This is a genomic window from Paraburkholderia sp. (genome assembly GCF_028283785.1).
GTDB lineage: Bacteria > Pseudomonadota > Gammaproteobacteria > Burkholderiales > Burkholderiaceae > Paraburkholderia.
The window spans coordinates 661,314-683,976 of the sequence record NZ_JAPWKB010000005.1; the positions used below are offsets into that span (position 1 = coordinate 661,314).

Below are 22,663 nucleotides of genomic sequence, written 5' to 3' on the forward strand. Positions count from 1 at the left end.
ATCGCAAAAGCAAAAGGGCGCACCACCCAGTGCGCCCTTCCGCATTCCCACCGTCTACGTCTTTACTGCCTTACCGACTTCACACTTACGCTTCGAGTTGCTCCAGCACTTTGCCCTTCGTTTCGATGCCGAGGATATGCACGGCGATCGCAGCGAGGAACGGCACGGCCGCCAGGATATAAAACGCCACGTCCAGATGACCGCCGATCATCGTCTTCGACACGATGGCCGGCGCGAAAATCGCCGCGATCTTCAGCCACGCGCCGCCGACGCCGCAACCCATCGCGCGGATGCTGGTCGGATACAGTTCCGGCGTGTACACATAGGCCGTGATAAAGCCGCACGCGAGGAAACCCAGCGAGAACGCACAGCAGGTCGCGACCACGTAGACCGAACTGTCGTGGAACACACCCGCCAGCAACAGCGAGATCGCACACAGGATGAACGAGCAGTTGATGATCGGCTTGCGGCCCACCTTGTCGACCAGCAACGCGCAGGTCAGCGATCCCACCACGCCCAGCACCGAAGCCGCCACCGCCAGATTCAGCGCCAGTTGCAGCGGCGCGTGATACACCGCGCGGTAGATGGTCGGCAGCCAGGTGGACAAACCGTACTGGATAAAGCCGCACGTCACCCACAACATCGCCACGGCCATCGTGCGCCTCAGATACGCCGGACCGAACAGGTCTTTCATGCTGCGCTTCGGATGACGGTGCGTCAGCGCATCGAATTCAGCCGAATGCACGACCGGTTCCAGCGGTCCCTTCACCGACCGTTCGAATGCCGTCACGGCCTGATCCGCGTCGTTCATCCGTTCGCGCTCGGCCAGCCAGCGCGGTGATTCCGGCACCAGCTTGCGCAACACGAAGAACAGGATCAACGGCACCCCGCCGATGAAATACATCGCCTGCCAGCCGAAACGCGGCACGAGCCACGCGCCCAGCGCATTCGATGCGAGCAGCCCGACCGGGAACACGATTTCGTACAACAGCACGAAACGGCCACGGCCATGCGCACGGCTGATCTCGTTGATGTACGTCGCCGCCACCGGCAATTCGCCGCCCAGTCCGAGACCCTGAATCACGCGCAACGCAACGAACACCGCAAACGACGGCGCAAAGCCACACGCGATACTCGTGATGCCGATAATCCCCGAGCTGAGCGCGATGGCGCGCACGCGGCCCTTGCGTTCCGCGTACCACGGGAACGCGAACGCGCCGATCAGTTGCCCGACCGAACCCGATGCGATCAGGAAGCCGATTTCCCAGGGCGTGAGGCCCCATTTCTGGATCAGGATCGGCAGTGTCGCGGCAATCGCGATCACGTCGAAACCGTCGAAGAACGTTGCGAGACCGATCAGCAGACGCGCCCGCACCTGCATCGAATTTCGCGGCAACCGCTCCAGACGCGCAATGATCGAGCCCTGTGTGACAGGGCCTGAGACACCAGCGCTGGCGCGGTCTCCCAAAGTGTTGTCCATGGTTCTCATGCCTTTATCGCCGTCCGTAGTAGTGGTTAGGCAAGCGCCGTTGAGGCGTCAGTCAGTGTGGCAAGGTCGACTGCGCGACCCTGATTCATCCATTTGCGTGCGATCTTCAGATCGCGCGCGCTATTGATGGCGATCACACCGCGAATCGTGCCGTTCTCGACGTGGAAGAGCGTCGCGCGCTTCGCGCTCAGGTCTCCTCGCACGGCCAGTTCGGCGTCGGTCGGGATGTCGCCGAGAATCTGCAGATTCACGTCGTACTGGTCCGACCAGAACCACGGAATTTCCGCGTACGGTTCGAACGTCCCGAGCAGGGCTTTCGCGGTGACGATGGCCTGGTTTTGCGCATTCGCCCACGATTCGAGGCGCACCCGGCGCTTCAACCACGCGCTCGGATGATTCGCCACGTCACCGCAAGCAAAGATGCGCGGGTCTTCGGTCGCACCGAAGTGATCGACGACGATTCCGTCCGCGACGGCGACGCCCGCGGCTTCCGCGAGCGACGTGTGCGGAGTGAGGCCGATCCCGGCCACCGCGAAATCGGCGTCCAGCGTGGTGCCGTCGGCGAGCGTCGCGCGAACGCGGTTCGCGTCCGTGGGATGATCGTCGAGCGACACCAGCGCTGCATTCAGGCGTACGTCGACGCCGTTGGTTTGATGCAGATTCAGTAAGAAGCTGGAGATCGCGGGCGGCACCGAACGCGCGCACACACGCGGCGCGCCTTCCACCACCGTCGCCGCAACGCCGAGCTTGCGCGCGGTCGCCGCGACTTCCAGCCCGATCCAGCCACCGCCGATCACCAGCACGCGTTCGCTTTTGCGCAGCCGTTCACCGAGCGCAACCGCTTCGTCGAGCGTGCGCAGATAGGCGACGTGCGCAGTCGTCACGATCGACGCGGGCAACTTGCGCGCCGCGCCGCCGGTCGCGATCACGAGACGGTCGTAGTGCACTTCGCGGCCCGATTGCGTGCGCACGATGCGCGCGTCGCGATCGATCGACGTCGCGCAATCCGGCTGCCACGCTTCGACGTTCAACGCGGTGAAGTCGTCGGGTTTGACGAGACGCACCGTGTCGATATCCGCTTCGCCGGCCAGCACCGCTTTCGACAGCGGCGGGCGCTCGTACGGCAAATGGATTTCGTCGGCGATCATCACCAGACGGCCCGCGAAACCTTCCTTGCGCAGCGTCTTCACGACCCACCCGGCTGCCTGGCCACCGCCGATCACGACGATGGTTTGCGGCGCGTCGAGCCCGGCGTGCGCTGCGGCGGACACAGCAGCGGCGTCAGCCATTTTTGCGCTCCGTCATGAACTTGCCTTCCGGCGCCTTCGCATGGGTTTGACGGCGCGTATTGCCGTCGATGCCGCCGTCGATCGCCCATTCGGCGAATACCGTCGGACCCGGTTCGAAGTCACGCGGCTCCCAGTCGGGCGTCAGTTGATCTTCGTCCGCGTAGTACTCGATCAAGCCGCCCGACGGATTCTGGAAGTACCAGAAGTACGCCGACGACACCGGATGACGGCCCGGTCCCAATTGCGTTTTCCAGCCGCAACGGCTGATATGCAAACCGCCGCCGAACACCTCGTGGATGTCGCGCACGGTGAACGCGACGTGGTTCAGGCCGCGTTTGCCGCCCGGCAACGCGAGCAGAAAGATGTCGTGGTGGCCGCCGTGCGGCGCGCAGCGCATGAACGCGCCACGGCCCGGATAACGGTCCGACATTTCGAAGCCGAGCAGTTCCTGATAGAACTTTTCCTGCTCCGCGAGGCGGTCGGTGAAGAACACCACGTGACCGACTTCGACCGGTTCCGCGCGGTCGTAGATCGGCGACGGCTGATCGACGCGCAAGGTCTGGCCCCACACGTTCGACGGCGAACCCTTGATGTCGAGCGCGCGCTTGCGCGTCACTTCCACGCGCACCGCCATGCCGATCGGATCGAGACAGCCGACTGCATCGTCGGTTTCGTAGTGGCCCGGCTGACCGGCGAAGCGGCCGCGCAGTGCGTCCAGTTCCTCGCGGGTCGCGACGCCCCACGTCACTTCGCGCAGCGTCGAGCCTTCTTCGAAAGCGGGCGGCAGCGACGGATCGTCGGCGGCCACGACCAGCACCGTGCAACCGTTCAGCGTTTCGAAGCGCGCGCGCGTCTCGTCGTGCGCGGTTTCCTTCATGCCCCAGTCCGCGAAAAAGCGACGGCTGGTTTCAAGGTCCGTCACGCCGTAGGTAATCTGTTCAATGCCGAGAATCGTCATACGTGCCTCTTAACTTGTGCGGTTGCTGCTGCGTGTCAACGTGTCGTGCTGTGCTGCGCGTGAAATCATTCCGCCGGACCGGCGATCAGTTCGCCCACGCGAGCGGCGCTTCGTTCAAGCCCCAGTAGAGGCTCTTTTGCTGCATGTATTCGCGGATGCCGAGGCGTCCCTTTTCGCGGCCCATGCCGCTTTCCTTCCAGCCGCTAAACGGCGTCGAGATCGAGAACAGCTTGTACGTGTTGATCCAGATGGTGCCCGCTTCAAGCGCGCGAGCGACGCGGTACGCGCGCTTGTAGTCGTTCGTCCAGATGCCCGCGGCCAGACCGAACACGCTGTCGTTCGCTTCTTTCAGCAACGACGCTTCGTCGTCGAACGGCATCGCGACCAGCACCGGCCCGAAGATTTCTTCCTGGCAAATACGCGCGCTGTTGGTCAGGCCGTCGAGGATCGTCGGCTGGTAGTAGTTGCCTGCTTCGCGCGCGTCGCCAACCGGTCGTTCGCCGCCGCACAGCAGACGGCCGCCCTCTTCCAGACCCAACGCCACGTAACGTTCGACGGATTCGCGATGCGCGGGCGTAATCAGCGGACCCATCTGCGTACCGGCATTCGACGGATCGCCGACGCGCAGCTTGCGCGCGCCTTCGGTGAGACGTTTGATGAACGCGTCGTAGATACCGCGTTGCACGAACAGACGCGAACCGGCAATGCACGCCTCGCCCGACGAACTGAAAATGCCGTACAGCACGCCGTTGACCGCATGGTCGAGATCGGCGTCGTCGAATACGATGGTCGGCGATTTGCCGCCCAGTTCCAGCGACACCGGCATCAGCTTGTCGGCGGCGATACGCGCGATACCGCGACCCACTTCCGTGCCGCCGGTGAACGACACCTTGCGCACTTTCGGATGACGCACCAGCACGTCGCCGATCACCGAACCCTTGCCCGGCAACACGCTCACGACACCCTTCGGCACGCCCGCTTCTTCGCAGATGCGCGCCAGTGCGAGCGACGCCAGCGGCGTCACTTCGGCCGGCTTCAGCACCACGGCATTGCCGCCCGCCAGCGCCGGCGCCAGTTTTTGCGCGTCGGATGCGATCGGCGAATTCCACGGCGTGATCGCCGCGATCACACCGATCGGTTCGTGAATGCTCATCGTCAGATAGTCGCCGCGCGACGGCGTGACTTCTTCGTCCATCGTTTCGAGGCAGGCCGCGAAATAGCGGAACGTGTTCGCCGCGCTCGCCACCAGCACGCGCGTTTCGCTGATCGGCTTGCCGTTGTCGCGGCGTTGCAGGTTCGCCAGCGCTTCGTGACGCGCCATGATCAGGTCGGCAATCCGGTACAGAACCAGCGCGCGTTGATGCGGCTTCAGACCCGCCCAATCCGGCTTGCGCCATGCGGCGTCGGCGGCTTCCACCGCGTCGCGGGCATCGTCGGCATTGGCTGTCGAGATTTCCATATTGACCGACTGATCCGCCGGATACAGGCTTTTGTACGGGTTGCCACGCCCTTGCCGCCATTCGCCGCCGATGAAAATATCGCCGGTGGGCACGAGGCTGGTATCGAAGTGAGTCATGTCGGTCGTCCGTTCGGTCTTACTGCTTCAACTAGTCAGAATGCTATTTACGTGTGCTGCCGCGTGTCAGATCACGCAACGCGCTGCACGATTGCGCAGTGCGCGGATCGCGCTGTACGCGGTCAATGCGGAGGTCTTCGGGTTGTCCGGCAACGGCTTGCCGCTCATTTCCAGCGCCATTTCGCCGAACGCGCCACGCGCGAGGATGCGATGCACGTTGCGGGTCACGTTCGGATCGGCGATCAGGCGTACGGTTGTCTGGTCGAGGCCGAGACCCGCCAGCGCCACGGTCGCCGCGACGTTCGCGTTCTTCGGATACAGACGCGCGGCGTCGCGCGCGCTGCCTTCAAAGATCACCTTCTCTTCCGTCAACGCGCGCAGATCGCAGACGTTTTCCGCCGGCGTGCCGAGCCAGCCCAACGGCGGCTTGCGGCCCGTGTACAGCACCTCGTCGAGGCCGCCGAGCTTCGCCGCCGCCAGCGCATCGACACCGCCGATCGCGCCGGACAACAGCGTCAACGTCGCGTCGCCTTCGTCGGCGGCGGCCGACAGCGCGTCGAGCAAGCCGACGTCCGACAGCGCGCCGATCGACGCCACCGCGCAGTCCGTGCCCGCCTTCAGCAGCGGCACCACGTGAGCGACGAGCGCGCTGTGACCGGCGCATTCGAGCGCGAAGTGCGGGTGGCTGCTCAGCGCGTCCACCGACGTCACCACGTCCACCGACGCGCCGACGAATTCGCGCACCTGCGCCGCGTTGCGTTCGGACGTGATCACATGCGACACGCGCACCAGCGGATCGTGCTCGACCGAGCGGAACACCGCCTGGCCGATCGCGCCGAAGCCGATCATCGCGATATCCACTGGCGCGTGATGATTCATGTGACCGTTCCGGTTAGGCATGTTCCGGCTCCGCCTTCTTGACCGGCGGGCCCGCGAACGCGGTCGTGAACGAGCCGACCGACAGCATGTCCACTTCGACCATCACCGGACCGTTGTGCGCAAGACCTTCGGCGACGATGGCGTCCGCCTGATCCATCGACGTGATGCGGAAATGCTTCAGTTTCAGGCTCGCGCAGAACTCCGCGAAGTCCGGCTGATGCAGTTGCACGTAATGACGACGGCCGCCGTATTGCGCGTCCTGAATGTTGCGGATCACGCCGTAGCACTGGTCGTTCATCAGCACGATCATCAGGTTCGCGTCTTCCTGCACGGCCGTCGCGAGTTCGCCGACGTTGACCATCAGGCCGCCGTCGCCGACCAGACACACGGTTTTCGCGGCAGTCTTCGCGAGCGCTGCGCCGATCGCCATCTGCATGCCCTGGCCGATACCGCCGCCCAGCGCATGAACGCCCGCACGCGGCTCGAAAATCTTCAGCAGGCGGTTGCCCCACGTGCTGTTCGAGATCGTCACGTCGCGCACCCAGTTGTAGTCGCGGCCCACTGCCTTCTGGATCGATTCGACCAGACGCTTGTACGGTCCGAGACCCTTCGCGACATCGGCGGTCGCGGTTTCGCGAGCGGCGGCGAGATCGGTAGCGAAGGTCGGATCGATCTTGATGCGGCTTTCCAGCAGCGTTGCCAGCTGGTCGAGCACGGCAGCAGCGTCGCCATGCACGAACAGCTCGTTGCGATAGCCACGGTTATCGGCCAGTGCGTCGGCATCGATGCGATACAGCGGCTGCGGCAACGCCAGTTTGTACTTCAGCGTCTCATTGCCACGCAGACGCGAACCGACCACCACCATCGCGTCGCAGGTCTTGTAGAACGCTTCGACTTCGGCGTGCACGTTGAATGCGCCGAGCGTCGCCGGATGATCTTCCGGCAGCACGCCGCGACCCTGCACGCTCGTGACGACGCCAAAACCCAGCGACACCAGACGCTCGACCGCCGCACGCGCATGACGCGTGCCGCCGCCCAGCCACAACAACGGACGCTTCGCCGTCGCCAGCGCGTCGGCCAGCTTCGCGACGCGGTCTTCCGAATGCGTCAGCGTGGTGATGTTCGGTGCGCCGAGGTCCGACGGAATCTCGATTTCGGCGGCTTGAATGTCGATCGGAATTTCGACGCTGACCGGGCCGCTCGGTGCGGTTTGCGCGACGCGCACGGCTTCGCGCACCGTCGACAGCGCGGTTTCGACCGAACGCACGCGATACGCGGCCTTCGAGATCGACTTCAGCATCGACAGTTGATCCGGCGCTTCGTGGATATAGGCGAGGTCCTGATCGAGGTAAGGCGTTTCGATCTGGCCGGTGATGTGCAGCACGGCCGTGCCTGCCGTCAGCGCTTCGACCATCGCGCCCGCTGCGTTGCCCGCTGCGGTGCCGGTACTCGTGAACGCGACGCCGAGGCCGCCCGACACGCGCGCCAGGCCATCGGCCATGTTCAGCGCGCCCGCTTCGCCGCGTGCGCCGACGTAGCGGATATTGCCGCGACGGGCGATCGCATCGAGGATCGGCATGTTGTGGATCGAGATCACGCCAAACGTCGTGCTGACGCCGCACTGTTCGAGGAACGCGGCAATCAGATCGCCGACGGTAGTTTTATTAGACATGTCGTGCAACGCCTCCAGAAACATCGATATGACTGCCCGTCGTATAGGACGACAGGGGTGTAGCCAGATAAAAGAGCGCCTGAGCCGCCTCTTCGGGCAGACCGAAGCGGCCGAGCGGAATGTGTTTCGAGCGCGCCAGTTCGCCGGTCCAGTCTTCCCAGCTTTGGCCGGGCTTCGCCTGGGTCGCGTAACGACGACGCCATTGACCCGATTCGACGATGCCGATCAGGATCGAGTTGACACGGATGTGCTGCGGCGCGAGTTCGGTCGCGAGCGACTTCACGAGACTCAGCAAACCCGCCCGCGCCGACGACGTGGCCACCATATGCGGTTCCGGTTGCAGCGCCAGCAGCGAGTTCACGCAGACGATCGCCGCGTGCTTCGCATCGCGCAGCATCGGCAGGAACGCGCGGGTCGGGCGGATCACGCCGAAATACTTCAGGTCGAGTTCTTCGCGCCACGCTTCGTCGGTGGTGTCCGCGAAGGTCGAGACGCGGCCCTGGCCTGCGTTGTTCACCAGCATGTCGGTGCGGCCGAAACGGTCCTGCACCGCTTTCGCGAATCCGGCGACGGCGTCGGCATCGAGCACGTCGCACGATTGCGCGAGCAGTTGCGCGCCCGGAAATTGCGCGTTCAGCGCGGCTTCGGCGGCAGCGAGACGGTCAGCATCGCGGCCGCAAATCGCCACCGATGCGCCCGCGCGCAAAAACAGTTCGGCGGTCGCGAGGCCGATGCCGGACGAACCGCCCGTCACCACCGCCACCTGGCCGGTCAAGTCGATTTGAATCATCAGATCCCCAATGCCTTCATGTACTGGTTGCGAGAGGCGGGCGGCCGGTAATTGAGCCGCTGCGACAGTTCGGCAGCGGCGCCGCGCACCTTGTCGATCAAACCGCCGTCGAGCAGCGACGCGCCGATTTCCGGACGCGGAATCGTCGTGGTAATGACCGCGACGATGCGACCCGTGTCGTTGCGCACCGGTGCCGTGACCACGGAAATACCGCGTTCGAACGACGACTCGCTGATCGCGAAACCGCGTTGCGCGTCGTCCTGAATCCGCTCGTACAGATCGACGATGGTTTCGGGCGTGTGTTGCGTGAAGCGTTCGAGCGTCGGTTCCGGATACAGCGCGCGCAGGTCCGACAGCGACAGATCGCCCATCAGCACCTGACCGTGCGTGGTGGCATGCGCCGGCAGACGCGTGCCGACGTTGACCTTCACCGAACTGAAAATCGGTGTATGACTTTGCGCCTTCGCGACGAACACGACATCGCGGCCGTCTCGGATCAGGATGTGACTGGTCAGGCCGGTGTCGTCGCGCAGCGTTTCGATCACCGGCAAACCGAGATCGGTCAATTCGAGCGAGCTCAGATATTCGAAGCCGAGCCGCAGCACGGCCACGCCGAGCCGATAGTTGCGGTCTTTGTCGGCACGCTCCAGAAAACCGAGCGATTCCAGCGTTTGCAGCAGACGGAACACCGTCGTGCGCGGGATGTTCAACCGGCGCGAGAGTTCCGGCGCGCCCAGCACCGGCTCGCGCGGCGAGAATTCAGTCAGGATCTTCAGACCGCGTTCGAGGCCCGGCACCTTATAGGTGTCGGCGCGCTCGTCGTCCGCTTCGCGCTCGGCGATGATCGTGTCGGGCGTCATTCAGTGGCTCCGTTGAGTGTCGTGTGCACGACAGAACGTGTCGATGATTGCGGTGTACGCGGAAGGCGATTCGATATAACCGGCGTGGCCTGCACGCGGCACGATCTGCAAGGTCGTGCCTGCGGCATCCGCGATGCGCTCGCACGCGGACGGCGGCGTGATCGTGTCGTCCGCACCGACCGCCACGGTCGCGCGGCCGGAGAAGCGCGCGAGATCGGCGGCGAGGTCGGCGTTTGCGAGCAGATGCGTGGCCTGCGCATAGCCGTGCGGAATCACCCTCGCCATATTCCAGCGCACCCAGTCGCGCGAGGCCTGATCGGCATGCGCGGACAGCATGTTCGCGCTGCGTTTTTCAGCGAGGCCCGACGGTCCGAGTTCGGCCAGCATCGCGAGACGCTGGTCGCGCTTTTGCGCGCGCACGTCGGCGGATGCCGCGCCGTATCCGCCCGCGGGCGACAGCAACAGCAATCCGGCGACCCGCGCGGGATGCGCCGCGGCGAACCCGCCGGCCACAATGGCGCCGAGCGAATGGCCGACCAGCAGACAACGCGCGATGCCCAGCGCGTCGAGCCAGCCGCTTACCACGTCGGCGTAATCCATTGCAGCCGGCGATGCCGGTGCGACCGGGGTGGACGCGCCGTAGCCGGGCGCATCCCACGCGAGCACGCGACGTGTCGCGCCGAGCGCCTCGAATTGCTGAACCCACGACGCCGCGCCCGAGCCGATGCCATGCAACAGCACGACCGGCAACGCGTCGGCGGCCGGCGCGTCGGGCGACGCTTCGCGATAGCTCACCATGCGCTGTGCGTTCGCCGCCACCTGCTTCGAAGGAAAGCGTGCGACACGCGTTTCGAGCGAAGTGGTGTTTGAAGCTTCAACGGATACGGACGGAACAGCCGACATGGTTTCTGACTCGCGTGGGATAAAGAATTCGTGACGCAGGACTCGTGACGCCGGGTCCGGATTACTTCGCTTCGCGCTTGAGCTTGGCCAGCGGCGAATCCGGCGGATACGTCGGCGTGATCGGCTTTGCTGCGCCGAGCATCACGCACATCAGCGCGTCTTCCTCGCCGATATTGATTTCCGTGCGATACACGCCGGGCGGCACCGAGATCAGATCGCGTTCGCCCAGCACCGATTCCCACGTTTCGCCATCGCGTTCGCAGACCACTTTCATCTTGCCGCGCAGCACGAAGAAGATTTCTTCGACATCCATATGAATGTGGCTCGGGCCGATGTTGCCTGCCGGAATCACCATCGTCGAAAACGTGAAGCCGCCCGACGGCACGGTGTTCATGTCTGTCGCGACGCCGGTGCCGCCGGTGCCGACGTAGCGCATTTGCGCACGGCGATACTTCGGGTCGTAGTCGGCCTGAAACTTCAGCGCGTCCCAGTCGTAGCGGCGCGTTTCAAGGCGCGCGACGCGCGATTCCATCCACTGCGAGAAGTTTGCGTCGGTGGGTTGATCCCACGATTTGCGTTCGATATCGGCGTCTGCCATTTCCATCTCCTTTCGGTTCGACAAGATCAATTCATCACGAAGCCGCCGTTGACCGGCAGCAGTTGCCCGGTCACGAAACGCGCGGCATCGGACAACAGGAACAGGACCGGACCGGTGACATCGCCGGGAACCTGTGCGCGCGGCAGCGCGCGGCCTTGCAAGTAATACTGGTGACGCTCGGCGGGCACGTAGGCGGTCGCTTCGACTTCAGTCAGGCCCGGCGCGATCGCGTTGACGGTCACGCCATCCGGACCGAATTCGCGTGCCAGCGAACGGGTCATCGAAATCACGGCGCCCTTGCTCGCGACATACGCGAGCAACTTCGGCGCGCCCCACATCGCCGTATCCGACGCGATGTTGACGATCGAACCGCCGCCCGCCGCGCGCAGATGCGGCAGCGCTGCGGTGCTGGCGAGCCACACGCCGCGCACGTTGACGTTCATCACCGCGTCCCATGTATCGATCGAGAGTTCGTCCGCGAACTTGCCGCCCGAATTGGTGATGGCCGCGTTGTTGATCAGCGCGTCGATGCCACCCATCTGCGTAGCGCCTGCGTCGACGAATGCGTTGATGCTGAGCGGATCGGCGAGATCGAGCGGGTGATAGGTCACAGCGTGGCCTTCCGTCGCCAGCGATGCGGCGAGCGCGCGGCCTTCGGTGTCGAGTACGTCGCCGAAGGTCACGCGGGCACCGGCTTCGGCCAGCGCGCGGACAAACGCCGCGCCCAGACCGCGCGCGCCGCCCGTGACGAGCACGCGCTTGCCGTTGAGTGCCGCAACCGTTGCGTTATGCATGGCTATGGCCTGCATGAGCAGCGTCCGGCGATGCAGCGGCTTGCGCTTTCTCTGCGTTGAATGCTTCGAGCGCGGCGACATCCTGTTGCGCGCGCTGACGCAGCATCCGGCGAACGCGCGTCATGCCGACATCGTGCTGATAGAGGAATTCGTGATTGCGTGCGTTCGGCGCCATGCTTTCGAGCACATAGCGGTCTTGTTCGAGCACGGCCCAATGCAGACCTTCGAGACGGTTGCGATACAGGAAACGCCATGCGTCGCGCTGCCAGCCCGAGACTTTGCGGGTGCGCCAGAAGTACACCTGGCAGTTGTCTTCATCGACGGGAACCGCGATGCCGACGATGCCGAAGCTGCCGCCGGGACCGAACTTCTTGCGGTACGGAATCGCGAGACGCATCCACAGCGTGCCGGTTTCACCGAGTTCGACCCAGTCGAAATTCACGTCGCGCTGACCGACCTTTTCGAACATCAGGCCGGTGTCCGTCTTGCGCACGCGCATGTCTGCCTGCTTGTCGCCTTCGGCCATCGAGTGCGACGTCGCGTGCAGATACGCGCCGTGCATCGGGTCCATCACGTTGTCGATCGCGTACTGGTAATTGCACTTCCAGTGCGACATGCACAGGAAGTTCGAGTATTCGTCACCGACCAGTTCTTCCGGCAGCACGAGCGGCGCCGGTTCCTTGTGCGCGTCGTCGCCGAACCACAGGAAGATCGCGCCGGCTTTTTCCTGCACCGGATACGACTTCACGCACTTCGTGCCTTCCAGCGGACACGCCGACACGGCCGGCACGCGCTGCACGGTGCCGCTGCCGTCGACTTCGATGCCGTGATACCAGCACGCGACGCTACCGCCCAGATTCCAGCCCAGCGACAGACGCGCGCCACGGTGCGGGCAGCGATCTTCGAGCGCGTGAACCAGGCCTTCCTTGTCGCGCCACAGCACGATCTGGTCGCCGAGGCGCGTCAGGCCGATCGGCGCGTTGGCGACTTGCCAGCTCGGCGCGACCGGATACCAGTAATTGCGCAGGCCGCGATCGAGATAGGCCTGAAGCGGATCAGCGGCTTGGGCCGTCGTATTCGTAGTGGGGGACGTCATGTGAAGACTCCGGGTGCTATGCGATGAAGCAGATTCGGGGAAACCGGTCAGGGGTTCGGTACGGCGGCGTGAGGCGTGAGGCTCGGGCCGCGCGTTATTCAGCGAGACGGTGGAATTCGGCGGCGAGGCGCCCGGCGTTCCACGGCGTGCCTTCCGGCGTGCGAAAGCCGATGCGGTTCAGCCCTTCGACCACTTCGTCGAGTTCCAGCGCGCCTGCGTCGAACACGGTTTCGAGCGCGTCGCCGAAGTCGTTTTCGTATTGAGTGGGTTCGGCCTTGCGGGTTTGCCAGATGAAGTTTTCAGTCTGGCCCGGCTGCTCGATCACGCCCTTGCCCGCGACGTTGTTCGGTTCCGGCGCCAGCCACGGCTTCAGGTTCGGATTGAAGTTGACGGTGATCTCTTTCATGTCATTCCACCTTGATCTGGATTTCTTCACCGGCGAGGCGCACCGCGTACATCTTCAGGTCGCGGCCGCCCGGCTCTTTCAGGCACTTGCCGGTCGGGATATGGAACACGGCTTCGTGCAGCGGACATTCGACGGTATCGCCGTCGACAAAGCCTTGCGTCAGCAATGCATACGCATGCGGACAGACGTTTTCGAGCGCATAGACCGCATCGCCCACCTTGTAGATACCGATTTCGGTGCCGTCGAGCTTGAACTCGATCGGCGCATCTTCGGACAGGTCGCCGGCATGTCCGGCGCATCGCCATTGTTCAGTCATTTGTTGCCTTCTCCTGAAGCATCATGTTCCACCGAAGGAACATCAGTTCGTGTATGGACATTATAGGAGTCAGTTTTCGGCGCCAAAATAAAAATCTCGCCTGGTTAGGGAAAACACTGAAATGTGGTGTCGCAGATACAGCGAGCAAGACGCGTACACACCTCGCTGGGACGATCGGTGCCCTTTGCAGCAAGGCTTTGAGGGGGATTTTCAGCGTCTGGAACGACGCTGGATGCGGGTTTCCACGGAGTCCGAAAAACTTTTTTGACCGATTCTGAAATCTCTATACTTTCCACATGCGGCACAAATGCCCATAGGTGGAACACTACTAGGGCAAAAGTTTTGGCGCATAAACCAGGACTACTTACCCACTCAACGGATAGCAGCAGTGACGACGAGATTTCGTCATAGATCAGGAGAACCAACGGTGAAACACATCATTGCAGCCGGGCTTGCGGCGAGTTGCGTCACGACCGGCGTGTGGGCGCAAAGCAGTGTCACGCTCTATGGCAGTCTCGATGCGGGCGTCGCGTACATCAGCAATGCTGGCGGGCATGCGAAGTACATCGAAGAACAGGGCAACATGCAGCCGGACCGCTGGGGCTTTAAGGGCGTCGAAGATCTGGGTGGCGGGATGAAGGCCATTTTCCAGCTTGAAAATGGCTTTTCGACGGCAACCGGCAACTTTGCGTATGCCGGCACGCTGTTCAATCGTCAGGCGTACGTCGGATTGAGTTCGGACAAGATCGGGACGGTCACGTTAGGCCATCAAACGCCGTTCGCGTTCGATGTGCTCGGGCCGTTGAGCACCGCGTATCTCGCGGCGAGCTGGTACGCGTTCCATCCGGGCAACCTCGATGAACTCGCGGATACGGGCATTGTGCCGTTCAATAACTCGGTGAAATTCCGCTCGGTGTCGTTCGGCGGCTTCACGGTCGGCGCGATGATGGGTCTCGGCAACGACACCAACTTCTCGACCGGCAAGACGCTGAGTTTCGCAGCGACCTACAACAACGGTCCGTTCAAGGCAGGCGCGACCTACGCGGTCGAACACAATCGCACGCCGTCGATCACGACGACAGGTCTCGCGACGTTCCAGGGCGTCGCCGCAGCAAGCTATACCGCCGACACGGTTCGCAACGCGGGCGCCGGTGCGTCGTATCAGTTCGGCAAGTTGCTGGTGCACGGCCTGTACACGCACGTGAAACTCGAGGCGCGCGGCCATTCGGACACGTATCAATCGTTCGATGCAGGCGCGAACTACCAGTTCACGCCCGCCAACAGCGTGGCAGGCGGCGCCGCGACGACGACGCTTGCGGGTCATCGCTGGACGCAGTTTGAAATCGGCGATATCTACGCGCTGTCGAAGTCGACGCAGATTTACGTGAATGCGCTGTACGAACACGCGAACTCGAATACGAGCGCGGCGTTCTTCACGGCAGGGGTGTCGAGCGGCCGGAATCAGACGGTGTTTCTGACCGGCATCCATCACTCGTTCTAATGCGGACATGACGCGTCGAGGCGACTCGACGCGTAGCGACCTCGAACCGGTCGCGGCGAACCCGTCAGTTCGCTGCGACCGGTTTTTTCTTTGCCTGTTGCAATGTGGGATCGTCGAACGAAGGACGGTAATTCAGCCGCTCCGACAGTTCCAGCGCGGCGGCGCACACGGTCGAAACCAATGGGTCGCGCTCTTCGGCTTCGCCGAGATCCGAACGCGGCACGGTCGCCGTCAACGCGGCGACGATGTGTCCGGTCTGATCGCGAACCGGCGCGGTCACGACCGAAATCCCGCGTTCGAACGACGCCTCGCTGACCGCATAACCCAGTTCGGCGCTTTCGCGAATCTTGTCGAACAGTTCATCGACGGTGGCGGGCGTGCGCTCGGTGAATTTTTCCAGTTGCGGTTCCGGATAAAGCTGCCGCAATTCCTCGATGGTCAGATCGCCCATCAATACCTGACCGTGAACCGTCGCATGCGCGGGCAGGCGCGTGCCGACATGCACCTTCACCGAACTGAACATCGACGCGGTATGGGTCTGCGCCTTCGCGACGAACACGACATCGCGTTGATCGCGAATCAACAGGTGCGAGCTGAGGCCCGTCGCGTCGCGCAAACGTTCGAGCACCGGCGTGCCGATGTCGGTCAATTCGAGTGAACTCAGATATTCGAAGCCAAGGCGCAATACCGCGACGCCGAGGCGAAAGTGGCGGTCGCCGTTGGCGCGCTCCAGGAAGCCGAGCGCTTCGAGCGTTTGCAACAGGCGGAACGTGGTGGTGCGCGGAATGCCGATCCGCTTGGACAGTTCCGGCGCGCCGAGCACCGGTTCGCGGCCGCTGAACTCCGCGAGAATCCGCAGGCCGCGCTCGAGGCCCGGCACCAGATAGGTCGAGCCGCCGCCAGCGTCGTCATCGGCGTTGTCCGACGCGTCCGCCGCCGGCATCTCGCCCGCTGCGCCACGCGCGCGCGCCGCCTTCCGCTTCACGTCCGGTTGGTCTTCGTTTGCCATGTCTCAAGCCAATTTTCAGATATCTCCAGGTCAGCATGATAGCGCGAAGCGTTGCCCGTCCATTAAGGCGTTGGCGACGATCCGGCGACGATCGCGCGCACGCGCCGGACGTAAAAAAAAGAGCTTCATGTCGCCATGAAGCTCTTCGAAGCGGCGCAGCATCAAGTTAGAGGAGAAGCCGACTCTTGCCACGCCGGAGCCTGGGACCGCAGGCCCACCTGGATACTTTCAATCTTGCACCGGACGGATCGCGCGCCCACCGCGCGCCGCCCAGGCGCCTGATTGCGAATGACCGATGCCGCTTACTTCGTGCCGACCGTTTGCAGCGCGGCCCACTTGCCGTTCGTCACCTTGTAGACCGTGACGCCGCCGTACTTCAGGTCGCCCTTGCTGTCGTAGGCGAGTTCGTTAGTGGTGACGCCTTTCATCTGGGTCGCCTTCAACACCGGCAGATACACGTGCGGATCGGTCGAATTGGCTTTCTTCATCGCGGCGAACACGGCCATCGTGCCGTCGTACGCGTACGGCGAATACAGTTCCACGTCCTTGTCGAAGCGCTTCTTGTAGCGGTCGACATACGCCTGACCGCCCGGCATCTTGTCGAGCGGACTGCCGCCCGACGACGCCAGCGCACCTTCGGCGGCCGGTCCGGCGATCTTCAGCAGTTCGTCCGAGTGAATCATGTCCGGTCCGATCAGCGTCGCCTTCACCGCCAGCGTGCGCATCTGCTTCAGGAACGGTGCGGCTTGCGTGTCCGCGCCGCCGTAGAAAATCGCGTCCGGATCTGATGCCTTGATGTGCGTCAGGATCGAACGGAAATCGACCGCTTTGTCGTTGGTGAATTCTTGCGCGACGATCGTGCCGCCCGCCGCTTTCACCGCCTTCGCGAATTCTTCGGCGACGCCCTGACCGTAGGCCGTCCGGTCATCGACGATCGCGAACTTCCTGAACTTCAACGCGTTCACCGCGTACTCGCCGAGCACGCCGCCCTGTTGCGCATCCGACGTCACCAGACGGAACGTGGTCGGGAAACCTTGCGCCGTGTAGGCCGGCGCCGTGGCCGTCGCGAGTTCCGGAATGCCGGCCCTCGCGTAGATCGGCGCAGCCGGAATACTCGTGCCCGAGTTGAAGTGACCGATTACCGCGACCACGCCGTCGTCGACCAGTTTTTGCGCGACCGTCGTGCCGGTGCGCGGGTCGGCCTGATCGTCCGCTGCATCGATCACGAAATGCACCGGCTTGCCGCCGATTACCGGCTTCGTCGCATTGAAGTCTTCGATCGCGAGCGTCACGCCGCTGCGGAAGTCCGCGCCGTAGTGCGCCTGGCCGCCCGTCAACGGCGCGGCGAAACCGATCTTCACGTCCTGCGCCTGCGCGAACGCGCTCGCGCCGGAAAGTGCCAACACGCTCGCCGCGATACCCGCGACGACAGGTTTGATGCGCATGCTCATCTGCTGCTCCTCTTTATTGTGAAAATGACGCGAAACGGCCCCGGCAGCGTGATCTCACGCGACGTTCGTTTCGTCTCTACAGACAACACGGGTAATTCGACGGACGCGGCACCGGGCGACGCCGCTCGCGGCCATGTTCAGCGCATGTGCGGATACGGATAGGCGCTGGCGGGCACGTAGGTTTCCTTGACTGTGCGCGGCGAGATCCAGCGCATCAGGTTCAGCGCGGAACCAGCCTTGTCGTTGGTGCCGCTGCGGCGCGCGCCGCCGAACGGCTGCTGGCCGACGACCGCGCCGGTCGGCTTGTCGTTGATATAGAAGTTGCCCGCCGAAAACCGCAGCGTGGCGCTCGCTTCGACCACGGCCGCACGCTCCTGCGCGAAAACCGCGCCGGTCAGCGCGTAAGGGCTGGTCGAATCGACGAGTTTGAGGACGTCGGGCCAGTACTGGTCCGCGTACACGTAGACGGACAGCACCGGTCCGAAAATCTCTTCGCGCATCGTGACGAAGTTGGGATCGGTGACTTCGATCACGGTGGGCTGGATGAAGTAGCCGGTGCGGTCGTCGCACTGGCCGCCCGCAACGATCTGCGCGCCATCCGATTCCTTCGCGAGCTTGATATATCCGGCGATCCGGTCGAACGCCTTGCGGTCGATCACCGCGCCCATGAAGTTGCGCAGATCGGCGACATCGCCCATTTTCACGGTGGCGAGATCGTCGGTCAGACGGGCCTTGACCGCAGGCCACAACGACGCCGGCACATACGCACGCGAGGCGGCGCTGCACTTTTGCCCTTGATACTCGAACGCGCCGCGCAGCAATGCAGTGCTCAGCGCCGCGACATCCGCCGACGGATGCGCGAGCACGAAATCCTTGCCGCCGGTCTCGCCGACCAGACGCGGATAGTTGCGATACGACGGCAAATGCTCGGCGGTGGTGCGCCACAGCGCGTCGAACACGGCCGTCGAGCCGGTGAAATGCAACCCCGCAAAATCCGGTGACGCAAACACGCCTGCCGACACAGTTTGCGCATCGCCCGGCACGAAATTGATGACGCCCGGCGGCAAACCCGCGGCTTCGAGCAGTTCGAGCACGAAGTAATTGGACAGCGCGGCGGTCGCGGCCGGTTTCCAGATCACCGGGTTGCCCATCAGCGCGGGCGCACATGCGAGATTCCCGCCGATCGCCGTGAAATTGAACGGCGTGACCGCATATACGAACCCTTCGAGCGGCCGATATTCGAGCGAATTGCGCATACCCGACGGCGACACCGGCTGGTGCTGCTGCAACTCGCGCGCGAAAGCGACGTTCCAGCGCAGGAAATCGATCAGTTCGCAGGCGGAATCGATTTCCGCCTGATACACCGTCTTGCTCTGGCCGAGCATCGTGGCGGCGTTCAGCTTCGCGCGCCACGGGCCGGCGAGCAGATCGGCCGCCTTCAGAAAGACCGCCGCGCGGTCTTCGAACGACCATTGCGACCAGTCGCGCTGCGCGTCGACCGCCGCATGGATCGCCGCCGCGACTTGCGCGCCCGATGCCTGCTGCACGTGCGCCAGCACATGACGGTGATCGTGCGGCGCGACGACCGGCTGCACGGCCGAACCGGCGAGGCGCCGACCACCGGCAACCACCGGAATCTGCACGACTTCCGCGGCTTGTCGCGCCAGTGCGCGCTCAATTTCGGCGCGTTCTGGAGAACCGGGTGAATAAGCTAAGATTGCTTCGTTTTTGGGCGCATCGAGCATCGGAGAGACCACGCTGTTCGGATTGTTTTAGGATTCAATTGACACTGAAAATATCCATTCGAAAACGGATTGTATCCAATCCTAGCAGCCCGCTTTTTTGACGACAACCTTTTTCGTCGGTCGACACTCGTCCGGCTTTTACGCTTTTACTCATGACCACAGTGCAGTCCAAGGCAGATCAGCGTTCGCTGCCGCAAACCATCCGGGACCAGCTTCGCGACGAAATCCTGCGCGGCACGCTGCCACCCGGCACGCAATTGCGGCAGGAAAATCTGGCGGAGCGTTTCGGTGCGAGCCGGATTCCGGTGCGCGAGGCGTTGCGCCAACTCGAAGCGGAAGGACTGGTCAGCTACCAGTTGAATCGGGGCGCGGTGGTGATCGCGATGTCCACCGCCGAGATTTGCGAGTTGCTCGACATCCGCGCGGCGCTCGAAAGTTACGCGGCGAAACTCGCGGTGCCGAATATGGTTGCTGCGGATATCGAATTGATGAAGCGCATTCTCGGGTCGTACGACGTCGCGACGAATCCAGCGGAATGGGCCGAATGCAACCGGCAATTTCATCTGGCACTCTGCGCGCCGTCGAACAACGAACGGCTCAAACGGATGATCGAAGAGTATTGCCTGAGTACGACGAACCGCTATCCGCATTTGCGGATGTCGCTCGACACGCAAAAGGACGACGTGCAGCGCGATCACTATCAGATCGTCGATGCATGCAAGCGTCGCGCGGTCGACGAAGTGGTGGCGCTGCTCGAAGCGCATATTCTCGAAACCAAACGCGAAGTACTCGCGGCGGCGCGGCTCGGCTAACGCGCGTTTCGCCAAAACGGTGCATGTAGAAAGCACCGTAAAACAGGCGGTAAAATGGAAAACAGCGCAGCGCACGAACGGTCTTTTATACCGTTGGTGCGCTGCGCTTTTTATTGCGCGCCCAATGCGGAACAGTTGCGTTTGGTCACGTTGTTTCGCTTGCATAACGCGGACTGCGAAGTAGACTAAAGAGGCGCAAATTCCGCGCGTTCAACGGATTACGCCATGCGTCTCACCATTCTGATCAACGGTTCCGACCCGACTGTAAATCACGATTACGCGGTGTTGTGGCTCGACACCGACGAGCATCGCTGGTCGCGCGAAGCGCACGAAGGAATCGACTTGCCGCCGTGGGGCGAATTGCGCGACGCGAACGGCGTCACCACGTTGTGCGCGCCGCTTAATGACGCACCGCTTTGCACGCTTGCCGGTCTCCATGTGGATCGCAAACAGCGGGTCACGTCGTCGCAAGGTCCGGCCGCGTGGCACTGCGTGCCCGCACGCTCGCCCACCAACGGTTTCTGGCGTCTGCAAGCCGTAGACCGTCAGCCCATCGAGGCAGAAAACCGGGTCTTCGACAATTGAAGCGCATCACGTTTTCGGGGTAACGTACCCCTGTTTTTCGATGAAACGCGGTTGATCCGCGCGTCAGGCAAAGCGGACAAACGTCTCGCGTCGCCGTTCATCGCAGCACCGTCCACGTAGTTTTGAGGCCGCGAAATGCGGCTCTTTTTTTGCCCGCGATCTTCGCTTGCCGCGGCTATACTTTGCGCCCCTCGTTCTCGCGCATCGTCACCTCACATGAAGAAGTGGTTTGCCACCCTGCTGGTCGCGTTAGCCGCATCGGCAACGCACGCATTCGCCGCGCCGTCCGCCGCATCCTGCACCGATTTCACGCCCAACGCCCAATGGCCGGAACTCAGCAACGCGAAAATGGCGCCGAAGACGCGCCTGCTCTGCTATTCCGATTTCGCGGTCCTGCATTCCGGTGTCACGCACGGACCGTTGTGGTCCGCTGAACATCTGACGCGCGATCACATCGAAGCCGCCAAAGCGATGGTGCGCACCAACAAGTTCTTCGAAGACGCGCGTTTGCCCGACGGCGAAGGCGCGACGCTGGCCGACTACAAACGCAGCGGCTTCGATCGCGGTCATATGAGTCCGGCCGGAAACCGGTGGAACCCGCAGGCAATGGCACAATCGTTTTCGCTTGCGAACATCGTGCCGCAGGATCGTGAGAACAATCAGCGCCTGTGGTCGCGGATCGAAAGCGCGGTGCGCAAACTCGCGGTGAAATACGACGACACCTACGTCGTCACCGGCCCGATGTTCAACGGCAAGCAGTTGCAAACCATCGGACCGACGCGCGTCTTCGTGCCGACCCAACTGTTCAAGGTCGTCTACATCCCGTCGAAAAAACTCGCATTCGCGATCGTGGTCGACAATGTGTCCACCAGCGACTACTCGCTGCAATCGATTCACCAGCTCGAAGCAGCCAGCGGCATCCGCTTCCCCGGCATTCCCGACTCGCTGAAAGATCAGCGTCCAGGAGGACTCAAAGGTGTTTAAAGCCTATTCGAACGACGACGACGTACTGAATGTCCAGGGCGATGCGCTCACGGTCACCAACGGCACGACGCGCGTGGTGATCGCGGGCACGCTCGAACTCACGCGCGACAAGCGCGGGCTGAAGGCGGCGCTCGCGCTGAAACAGGCGCTCGACAGCGTGGTGGCGGAATTGCAGGGGCAAGCCGCCCTGCCCGAACGGATCGCCGACGAACCGGACGCCAAACCCGGCGTCGTCGACAATCCGTTCAACTAGCGGCGTGCGGTGGCGGCGAGTTGTTGCCGCCGTTACGCGCCGTTACGTATTAGTAAGGTGGCCCGGTCAACTCGTGTCATCCGGTCAACGTTAAACCGGCAGCGCCGATGCATATCGGTGCGATTCAGATGTCCCACGAGGAGTTTCACATGAAGATGATTTTCGCCACGCTTGCCGGCACGTTGCTGGCTTCGACCGCGTTCGCGCAAATCGCCGCACCGTCGGTCGCCGCGCTGCAATGGCAGGCTCAACCGTCGACGCAGGCAGCCGGGCAAGCCAATCTGAAGGCTGGCACGAGCGCGCAAAACGGGCTGGCGAATTCGCCTCTCTCCGGACCGTCCGGGCTGGACACATCGCGCACCATCGGGCATCACGCTGACACGAATCTTCACGCGAGGAAGACCAACGCCGCCAGGCCGGAAGCCGCGCAACCCGACAGGGCTGCGGCACATCAGGCGAACCACGTCGGCAACACGAAACCGGCACACAACGCGATCAAACAAGCCAGCAATGGCGTAGACAAAGAAGCCAACGCGCAGCCGGCGCCGATCGCCACCACGAAGATGCCATAACGTGGATCGGTCGAGGGCGCGAGCCTGCCGCGCGTCGTCGCGAAACCGGGGTTGAGCCGTTGCAACCGGTATCGCGACAACGCCGTCAGAGCGGGCCGTGTCGTTAGGGAGGGCGAGTCTCAGGA

The 22,663-nt window shown here is 63.3% G+C and carries 24 protein-coding genes; 6 read left to right on the plus strand and 18 right to left on the minus strand.

Features of this window, described 5'->3' with window-relative positions; translation table 11 throughout:
* Positions 1-85 precede the first annotated feature (85 nt).
* From PW947_RS06960 to PW947_RS07025, 14 genes are all read right to left on the minus strand, one after another.
* Complete coding sequence (locus PW947_RS06960) at positions 86-1,489, minus strand: MFS transporter (protein WP_299630365.1); 1,404 nt, start codon at positions 1,487-1,489, stop codon at positions 86-88.
* A 26-nt stretch (positions 1,490-1,515) separates the two neighbouring features.
* Positions 1,516-2,778 (minus strand): FAD-dependent oxidoreductase, encoded by a 1,263-nt coding sequence (locus PW947_RS06965; protein ID WP_299630366.1) that lies wholly within the window; start codon positions 2,776-2,778, stop codon positions 1,516-1,518.
* Positions 2,771-3,736 carry a VOC family protein gene (locus PW947_RS06970; RefSeq protein WP_299630368.1) on the minus strand — a complete coding sequence of 322 codons (966 nt, stop codon included), beginning with the start codon at positions 3,734-3,736 and terminating at the stop codon, positions 2,771-2,773. Before PW947_RS06970 ends, PW947_RS06965 begins: the two co-directional genes overlap by 8 nt.
* An 85-nt stretch (positions 3,737-3,821) precedes the next feature.
* Positions 3,822-5,312, minus strand: coding sequence for an aldehyde dehydrogenase (locus PW947_RS06975; protein WP_299630369.1), 1,491 nt, complete (start codon positions 5,310-5,312; stop codon positions 3,822-3,824).
* Between the two features lie 66 nt (positions 5,313-5,378).
* Positions 5,379-6,212, minus strand: coding sequence for an aspartate dehydrogenase (locus tag PW947_RS06980; protein ID WP_299630371.1), 834 nt, complete (start codon positions 6,210-6,212; stop codon positions 5,379-5,381).
* Positions 6,205-7,863, minus strand: coding sequence for a thiamine pyrophosphate-binding protein (locus PW947_RS06985; protein WP_299630372.1), 1,659 nt, complete (start codon positions 7,861-7,863; stop codon positions 6,205-6,207). The genes PW947_RS06980 and PW947_RS06985 overlap by 8 nt, the downstream gene beginning before the upstream one ends.
* Entirely contained in the window at positions 7,856-8,653 is a 798-nt protein-coding gene (locus PW947_RS06990) for an SDR family oxidoreductase (protein WP_299630373.1), read from the minus strand. The genes PW947_RS06985 and PW947_RS06990 overlap by 8 nt, the downstream gene beginning before the upstream one ends.
* On the minus strand, positions 8,653-9,513 hold the full coding sequence (locus tag PW947_RS06995; protein WP_299630374.1) for an IclR family transcriptional regulator: 861 nt from the start codon (positions 9,511-9,513) through the stop codon (positions 8,653-8,655). The genes PW947_RS06990 and PW947_RS06995 overlap by 1 nt, the downstream gene beginning before the upstream one ends.
* A complete protein-coding gene (locus tag PW947_RS07000; protein ID WP_299630376.1) occupies positions 9,514-10,416 on the minus strand; it encodes an alpha/beta fold hydrolase in 903 nt (300 codons plus the stop codon).
* A 61-nt stretch (positions 10,417-10,477) separates the two neighbouring features.
* The gene (locus PW947_RS07005; RefSeq protein ID WP_299630377.1) at positions 10,478-11,014 is read right to left on the minus strand and encodes a cupin domain-containing protein; all 537 of its coding nucleotides are present in this window, start codon (positions 11,012-11,014) and stop codon (positions 10,478-10,480) included.
* Between the two features lie 26 nt (positions 11,015-11,040).
* Positions 11,041-11,808, minus strand: a complete 768-nt coding sequence (locus tag PW947_RS07010; RefSeq protein WP_299630619.1) for an SDR family oxidoreductase — start codon at positions 11,806-11,808, stop codon at positions 11,041-11,043.
* Positions 11,801-12,904, minus strand: a complete 1,104-nt coding sequence (locus PW947_RS07015) for an aromatic ring-hydroxylating dioxygenase subunit alpha (protein WP_299630378.1) — start codon at positions 12,902-12,904, stop codon at positions 11,801-11,803. The genes PW947_RS07010 and PW947_RS07015 overlap by 8 nt, the downstream gene beginning before the upstream one ends.
* A 94-nt stretch (positions 12,905-12,998) precedes the next feature.
* Positions 12,999-13,310, minus strand: a complete 312-nt coding sequence (locus tag PW947_RS07020; RefSeq protein WP_299630379.1) for a recombinase-like helix-turn-helix domain-containing protein — start codon at positions 13,308-13,310, stop codon at positions 12,999-13,001.
* A gap of 1 nt (position 13,311) precedes the next feature.
* The gene (locus PW947_RS07025; RefSeq protein WP_299630381.1) at positions 13,312-13,626 is read right to left on the minus strand and encodes a non-heme iron oxygenase ferredoxin subunit; all 315 of its coding nucleotides are present in this window, start codon (positions 13,624-13,626) and stop codon (positions 13,312-13,314) included.
* A 427-nt stretch (positions 13,627-14,053) separates the two neighbouring features.
* Between PW947_RS07025 and PW947_RS07030 the strand changes: the two genes are divergently transcribed.
* Positions 14,054-15,127, plus strand: coding sequence for a porin (locus tag PW947_RS07030; RefSeq protein ID WP_299630383.1), 1,074 nt, complete (start codon positions 14,054-14,056; stop codon positions 15,125-15,127).
* Between the two features lie 64 nt (positions 15,128-15,191).
* Here the strand turns inward: PW947_RS07030 and PW947_RS07035 are convergent, their stop codons facing one another.
* The 4 genes from PW947_RS07035 to pruA form a co-directional block, all read right to left on the minus strand.
* Positions 15,192-16,136, minus strand: a complete 945-nt coding sequence (locus PW947_RS07035) for an IclR family transcriptional regulator (protein ID WP_299630385.1) — start codon at positions 16,134-16,136, stop codon at positions 15,192-15,194.
* 30 nt (positions 16,137-16,166) lie between these two features.
* Positions 16,167-16,328 (minus strand): hypothetical protein, encoded by a 162-nt coding sequence (locus PW947_RS07040; protein ID WP_299630386.1) that lies wholly within the window; start codon positions 16,326-16,328, stop codon positions 16,167-16,169.
* Positions 16,329-16,438: 110 nt separating this feature from the next.
* Complete coding sequence (locus PW947_RS07045; RefSeq protein ID WP_299630620.1) at positions 16,439-17,581, minus strand: branched-chain amino acid ABC transporter substrate-binding protein; 1,143 nt, start codon at positions 17,579-17,581, stop codon at positions 16,439-16,441.
* Between the two features lie 143 nt (positions 17,582-17,724).
* Positions 17,725-19,332 carry an L-glutamate gamma-semialdehyde dehydrogenase gene (gene pruA / locus PW947_RS07050; RefSeq protein WP_299630387.1) on the minus strand — a complete coding sequence of 536 codons (1,608 nt, stop codon included), beginning with the start codon at positions 19,330-19,332 and terminating at the stop codon, positions 17,725-17,727.
* 152 nt (positions 19,333-19,484) lie between these two features.
* On the opposite strand from pruA, the gene PW947_RS07055 reads away from it, so the two are divergent.
* The 5 genes from PW947_RS07055 (at position 19,485) to PW947_RS07075 (ending at position 22,538) form a co-directional block, all read left to right on the plus strand.
* Entirely contained in the window at positions 19,485-20,144 is a 660-nt protein-coding gene (locus PW947_RS07055) for a GntR family transcriptional regulator (RefSeq protein WP_299630388.1), read from the plus strand.
* A gap of 225 nt (positions 20,145-20,369) precedes the next feature.
* A complete protein-coding gene (locus tag PW947_RS07060) occupies positions 20,370-20,729 on the plus strand; it encodes a DUF3564 domain-containing protein (protein WP_299630389.1) in 360 nt (119 codons plus the stop codon).
* 216 nt (positions 20,730-20,945) lie between these two features.
* A complete protein-coding gene (locus PW947_RS07065; RefSeq protein ID WP_299630390.1) occupies positions 20,946-21,713 on the plus strand; it encodes a DNA/RNA non-specific endonuclease in 768 nt (255 codons plus the stop codon).
* Positions 21,706-21,966: a hypothetical protein gene (locus PW947_RS07070; RefSeq protein ID WP_299630392.1), complete on the plus strand. Its 261-nt coding sequence runs from the start codon at positions 21,706-21,708 to the stop codon at positions 21,964-21,966. Before PW947_RS07065 ends, PW947_RS07070 begins: the two co-directional genes overlap by 8 nt.
* A 149-nt stretch (positions 21,967-22,115) precedes the next feature.
* The gene (locus tag PW947_RS07075; RefSeq protein WP_299630394.1) at positions 22,116-22,538 is read left to right on the plus strand and encodes a hypothetical protein; all 423 of its coding nucleotides are present in this window, start codon (positions 22,116-22,118) and stop codon (positions 22,536-22,538) included.
* Positions 22,539-22,663 lie beyond the last annotated feature (125 nt).

What these genes read in the sequence shown, in the direction of transcription:
- PW947_RS06980 (WP_299630371.1), bottom strand. Translation starts at nt 6,212, where the DNA reads ATGCCTAACCGGAACGGTCACATGAATCATCACGCGCCAGTGGATATC.
- PW947_RS07025 (WP_299630381.1), bottom strand. Translation starts at nt 13,626, where the DNA reads ATGACTGAACAATGGCGATGCGCCGGACATGCCGGCGACCTGTCCGAA.
- PW947_RS07055 (WP_299630388.1), top strand. Translation starts at nt 19,485, where the DNA reads ATGACCACAGTGCAGTCCAAGGCAGATCAGCGTTCGCTGCCGCAAACC.
- PW947_RS06995 (WP_299630374.1), bottom strand. Translation starts at nt 9,513, where the DNA reads ATGACGCCCGACACGATCATCGCCGAGCGCGAAGCGGACGACGAGCGC.
- PW947_RS07020 (WP_299630379.1), bottom strand. Translation starts at nt 13,310, where the DNA reads ATGAAAGAGATCACCGTCAACTTCAATCCGAACCTGAAGCCGTGGCTG.
- PW947_RS06975 (WP_299630369.1), bottom strand. Translation starts at nt 5,312, where the DNA reads ATGACTCACTTCGATACCAGCCTCGTGCCCACCGGCGATATTTTCATC.
- PW947_RS07045 (WP_299630620.1), bottom strand. Translation starts at nt 17,581, where the DNA reads ATGCGCATCAAACCTGTCGTCGCGGGTATCGCGGCGAGCGTGTTGGCA.
- PW947_RS07060 (WP_299630389.1), top strand. Translation starts at nt 20,370, where the DNA reads ATGCGTCTCACCATTCTGATCAACGGTTCCGACCCGACTGTAAATCAC.
- PW947_RS06990 (WP_299630373.1), bottom strand. Translation starts at nt 8,653, where the DNA reads ATGATTCAAATCGACTTGACCGGCCAGGTGGCGGTGGTGACGGGCGGT.
- pruA (WP_299630387.1), bottom strand. Translation starts at nt 19,332, where the DNA reads ATGCTCGATGCGCCCAAAAACGAAGCAATCTTAGCTTATTCACCCGGT.
- PW947_RS07065 (WP_299630390.1), top strand. Translation starts at nt 20,946, where the DNA reads ATGAAGAAGTGGTTTGCCACCCTGCTGGTCGCGTTAGCCGCATCGGCA.
- PW947_RS07015 (WP_299630378.1), bottom strand. Translation starts at nt 12,904, where the DNA reads ATGACGTCCCCCACTACGAATACGACGGCCCAAGCCGCTGATCCGCTT.
- PW947_RS06960 (WP_299630365.1), bottom strand. Translation starts at nt 1,489, where the DNA reads ATGAGAACCATGGACAACACTTTGGGAGACCGCGCCAGCGCTGGTGTC.
- PW947_RS07035 (WP_299630385.1), bottom strand. Translation starts at nt 16,136, where the DNA reads ATGGCAAACGAAGACCAACCGGACGTGAAGCGGAAGGCGGCGCGCGCG.
- PW947_RS06965 (WP_299630366.1), bottom strand. Translation starts at nt 2,778, where the DNA reads ATGGCTGACGCCGCTGCTGTGTCCGCCGCAGCGCACGCCGGGCTCGAC.
- PW947_RS07005 (WP_299630377.1), bottom strand. Translation starts at nt 11,014, where the DNA reads ATGGCAGACGCCGATATCGAACGCAAATCGTGGGATCAACCCACCGAC.
- PW947_RS06985 (WP_299630372.1), bottom strand. Translation starts at nt 7,863, where the DNA reads ATGTCTAATAAAACTACCGTCGGCGATCTGATTGCCGCGTTCCTCGAA.
- PW947_RS07000 (WP_299630376.1), bottom strand. Translation starts at nt 10,416, where the DNA reads ATGTCGGCTGTTCCGTCCGTATCCGTTGAAGCTTCAAACACCACTTCG.
- PW947_RS06970 (WP_299630368.1), bottom strand. Translation starts at nt 3,736, where the DNA reads ATGACGATTCTCGGCATTGAACAGATTACCTACGGCGTGACGGACCTT.
- PW947_RS07010 (WP_299630619.1), bottom strand. Translation starts at nt 11,808, where the DNA reads ATGCATAACGCAACGGTTGCGGCACTCAACGGCAAGCGCGTGCTCGTC.
- PW947_RS07075 (WP_299630394.1), top strand. Translation starts at nt 22,116, where the DNA reads ATGAAGATGATTTTCGCCACGCTTGCCGGCACGTTGCTGGCTTCGACC.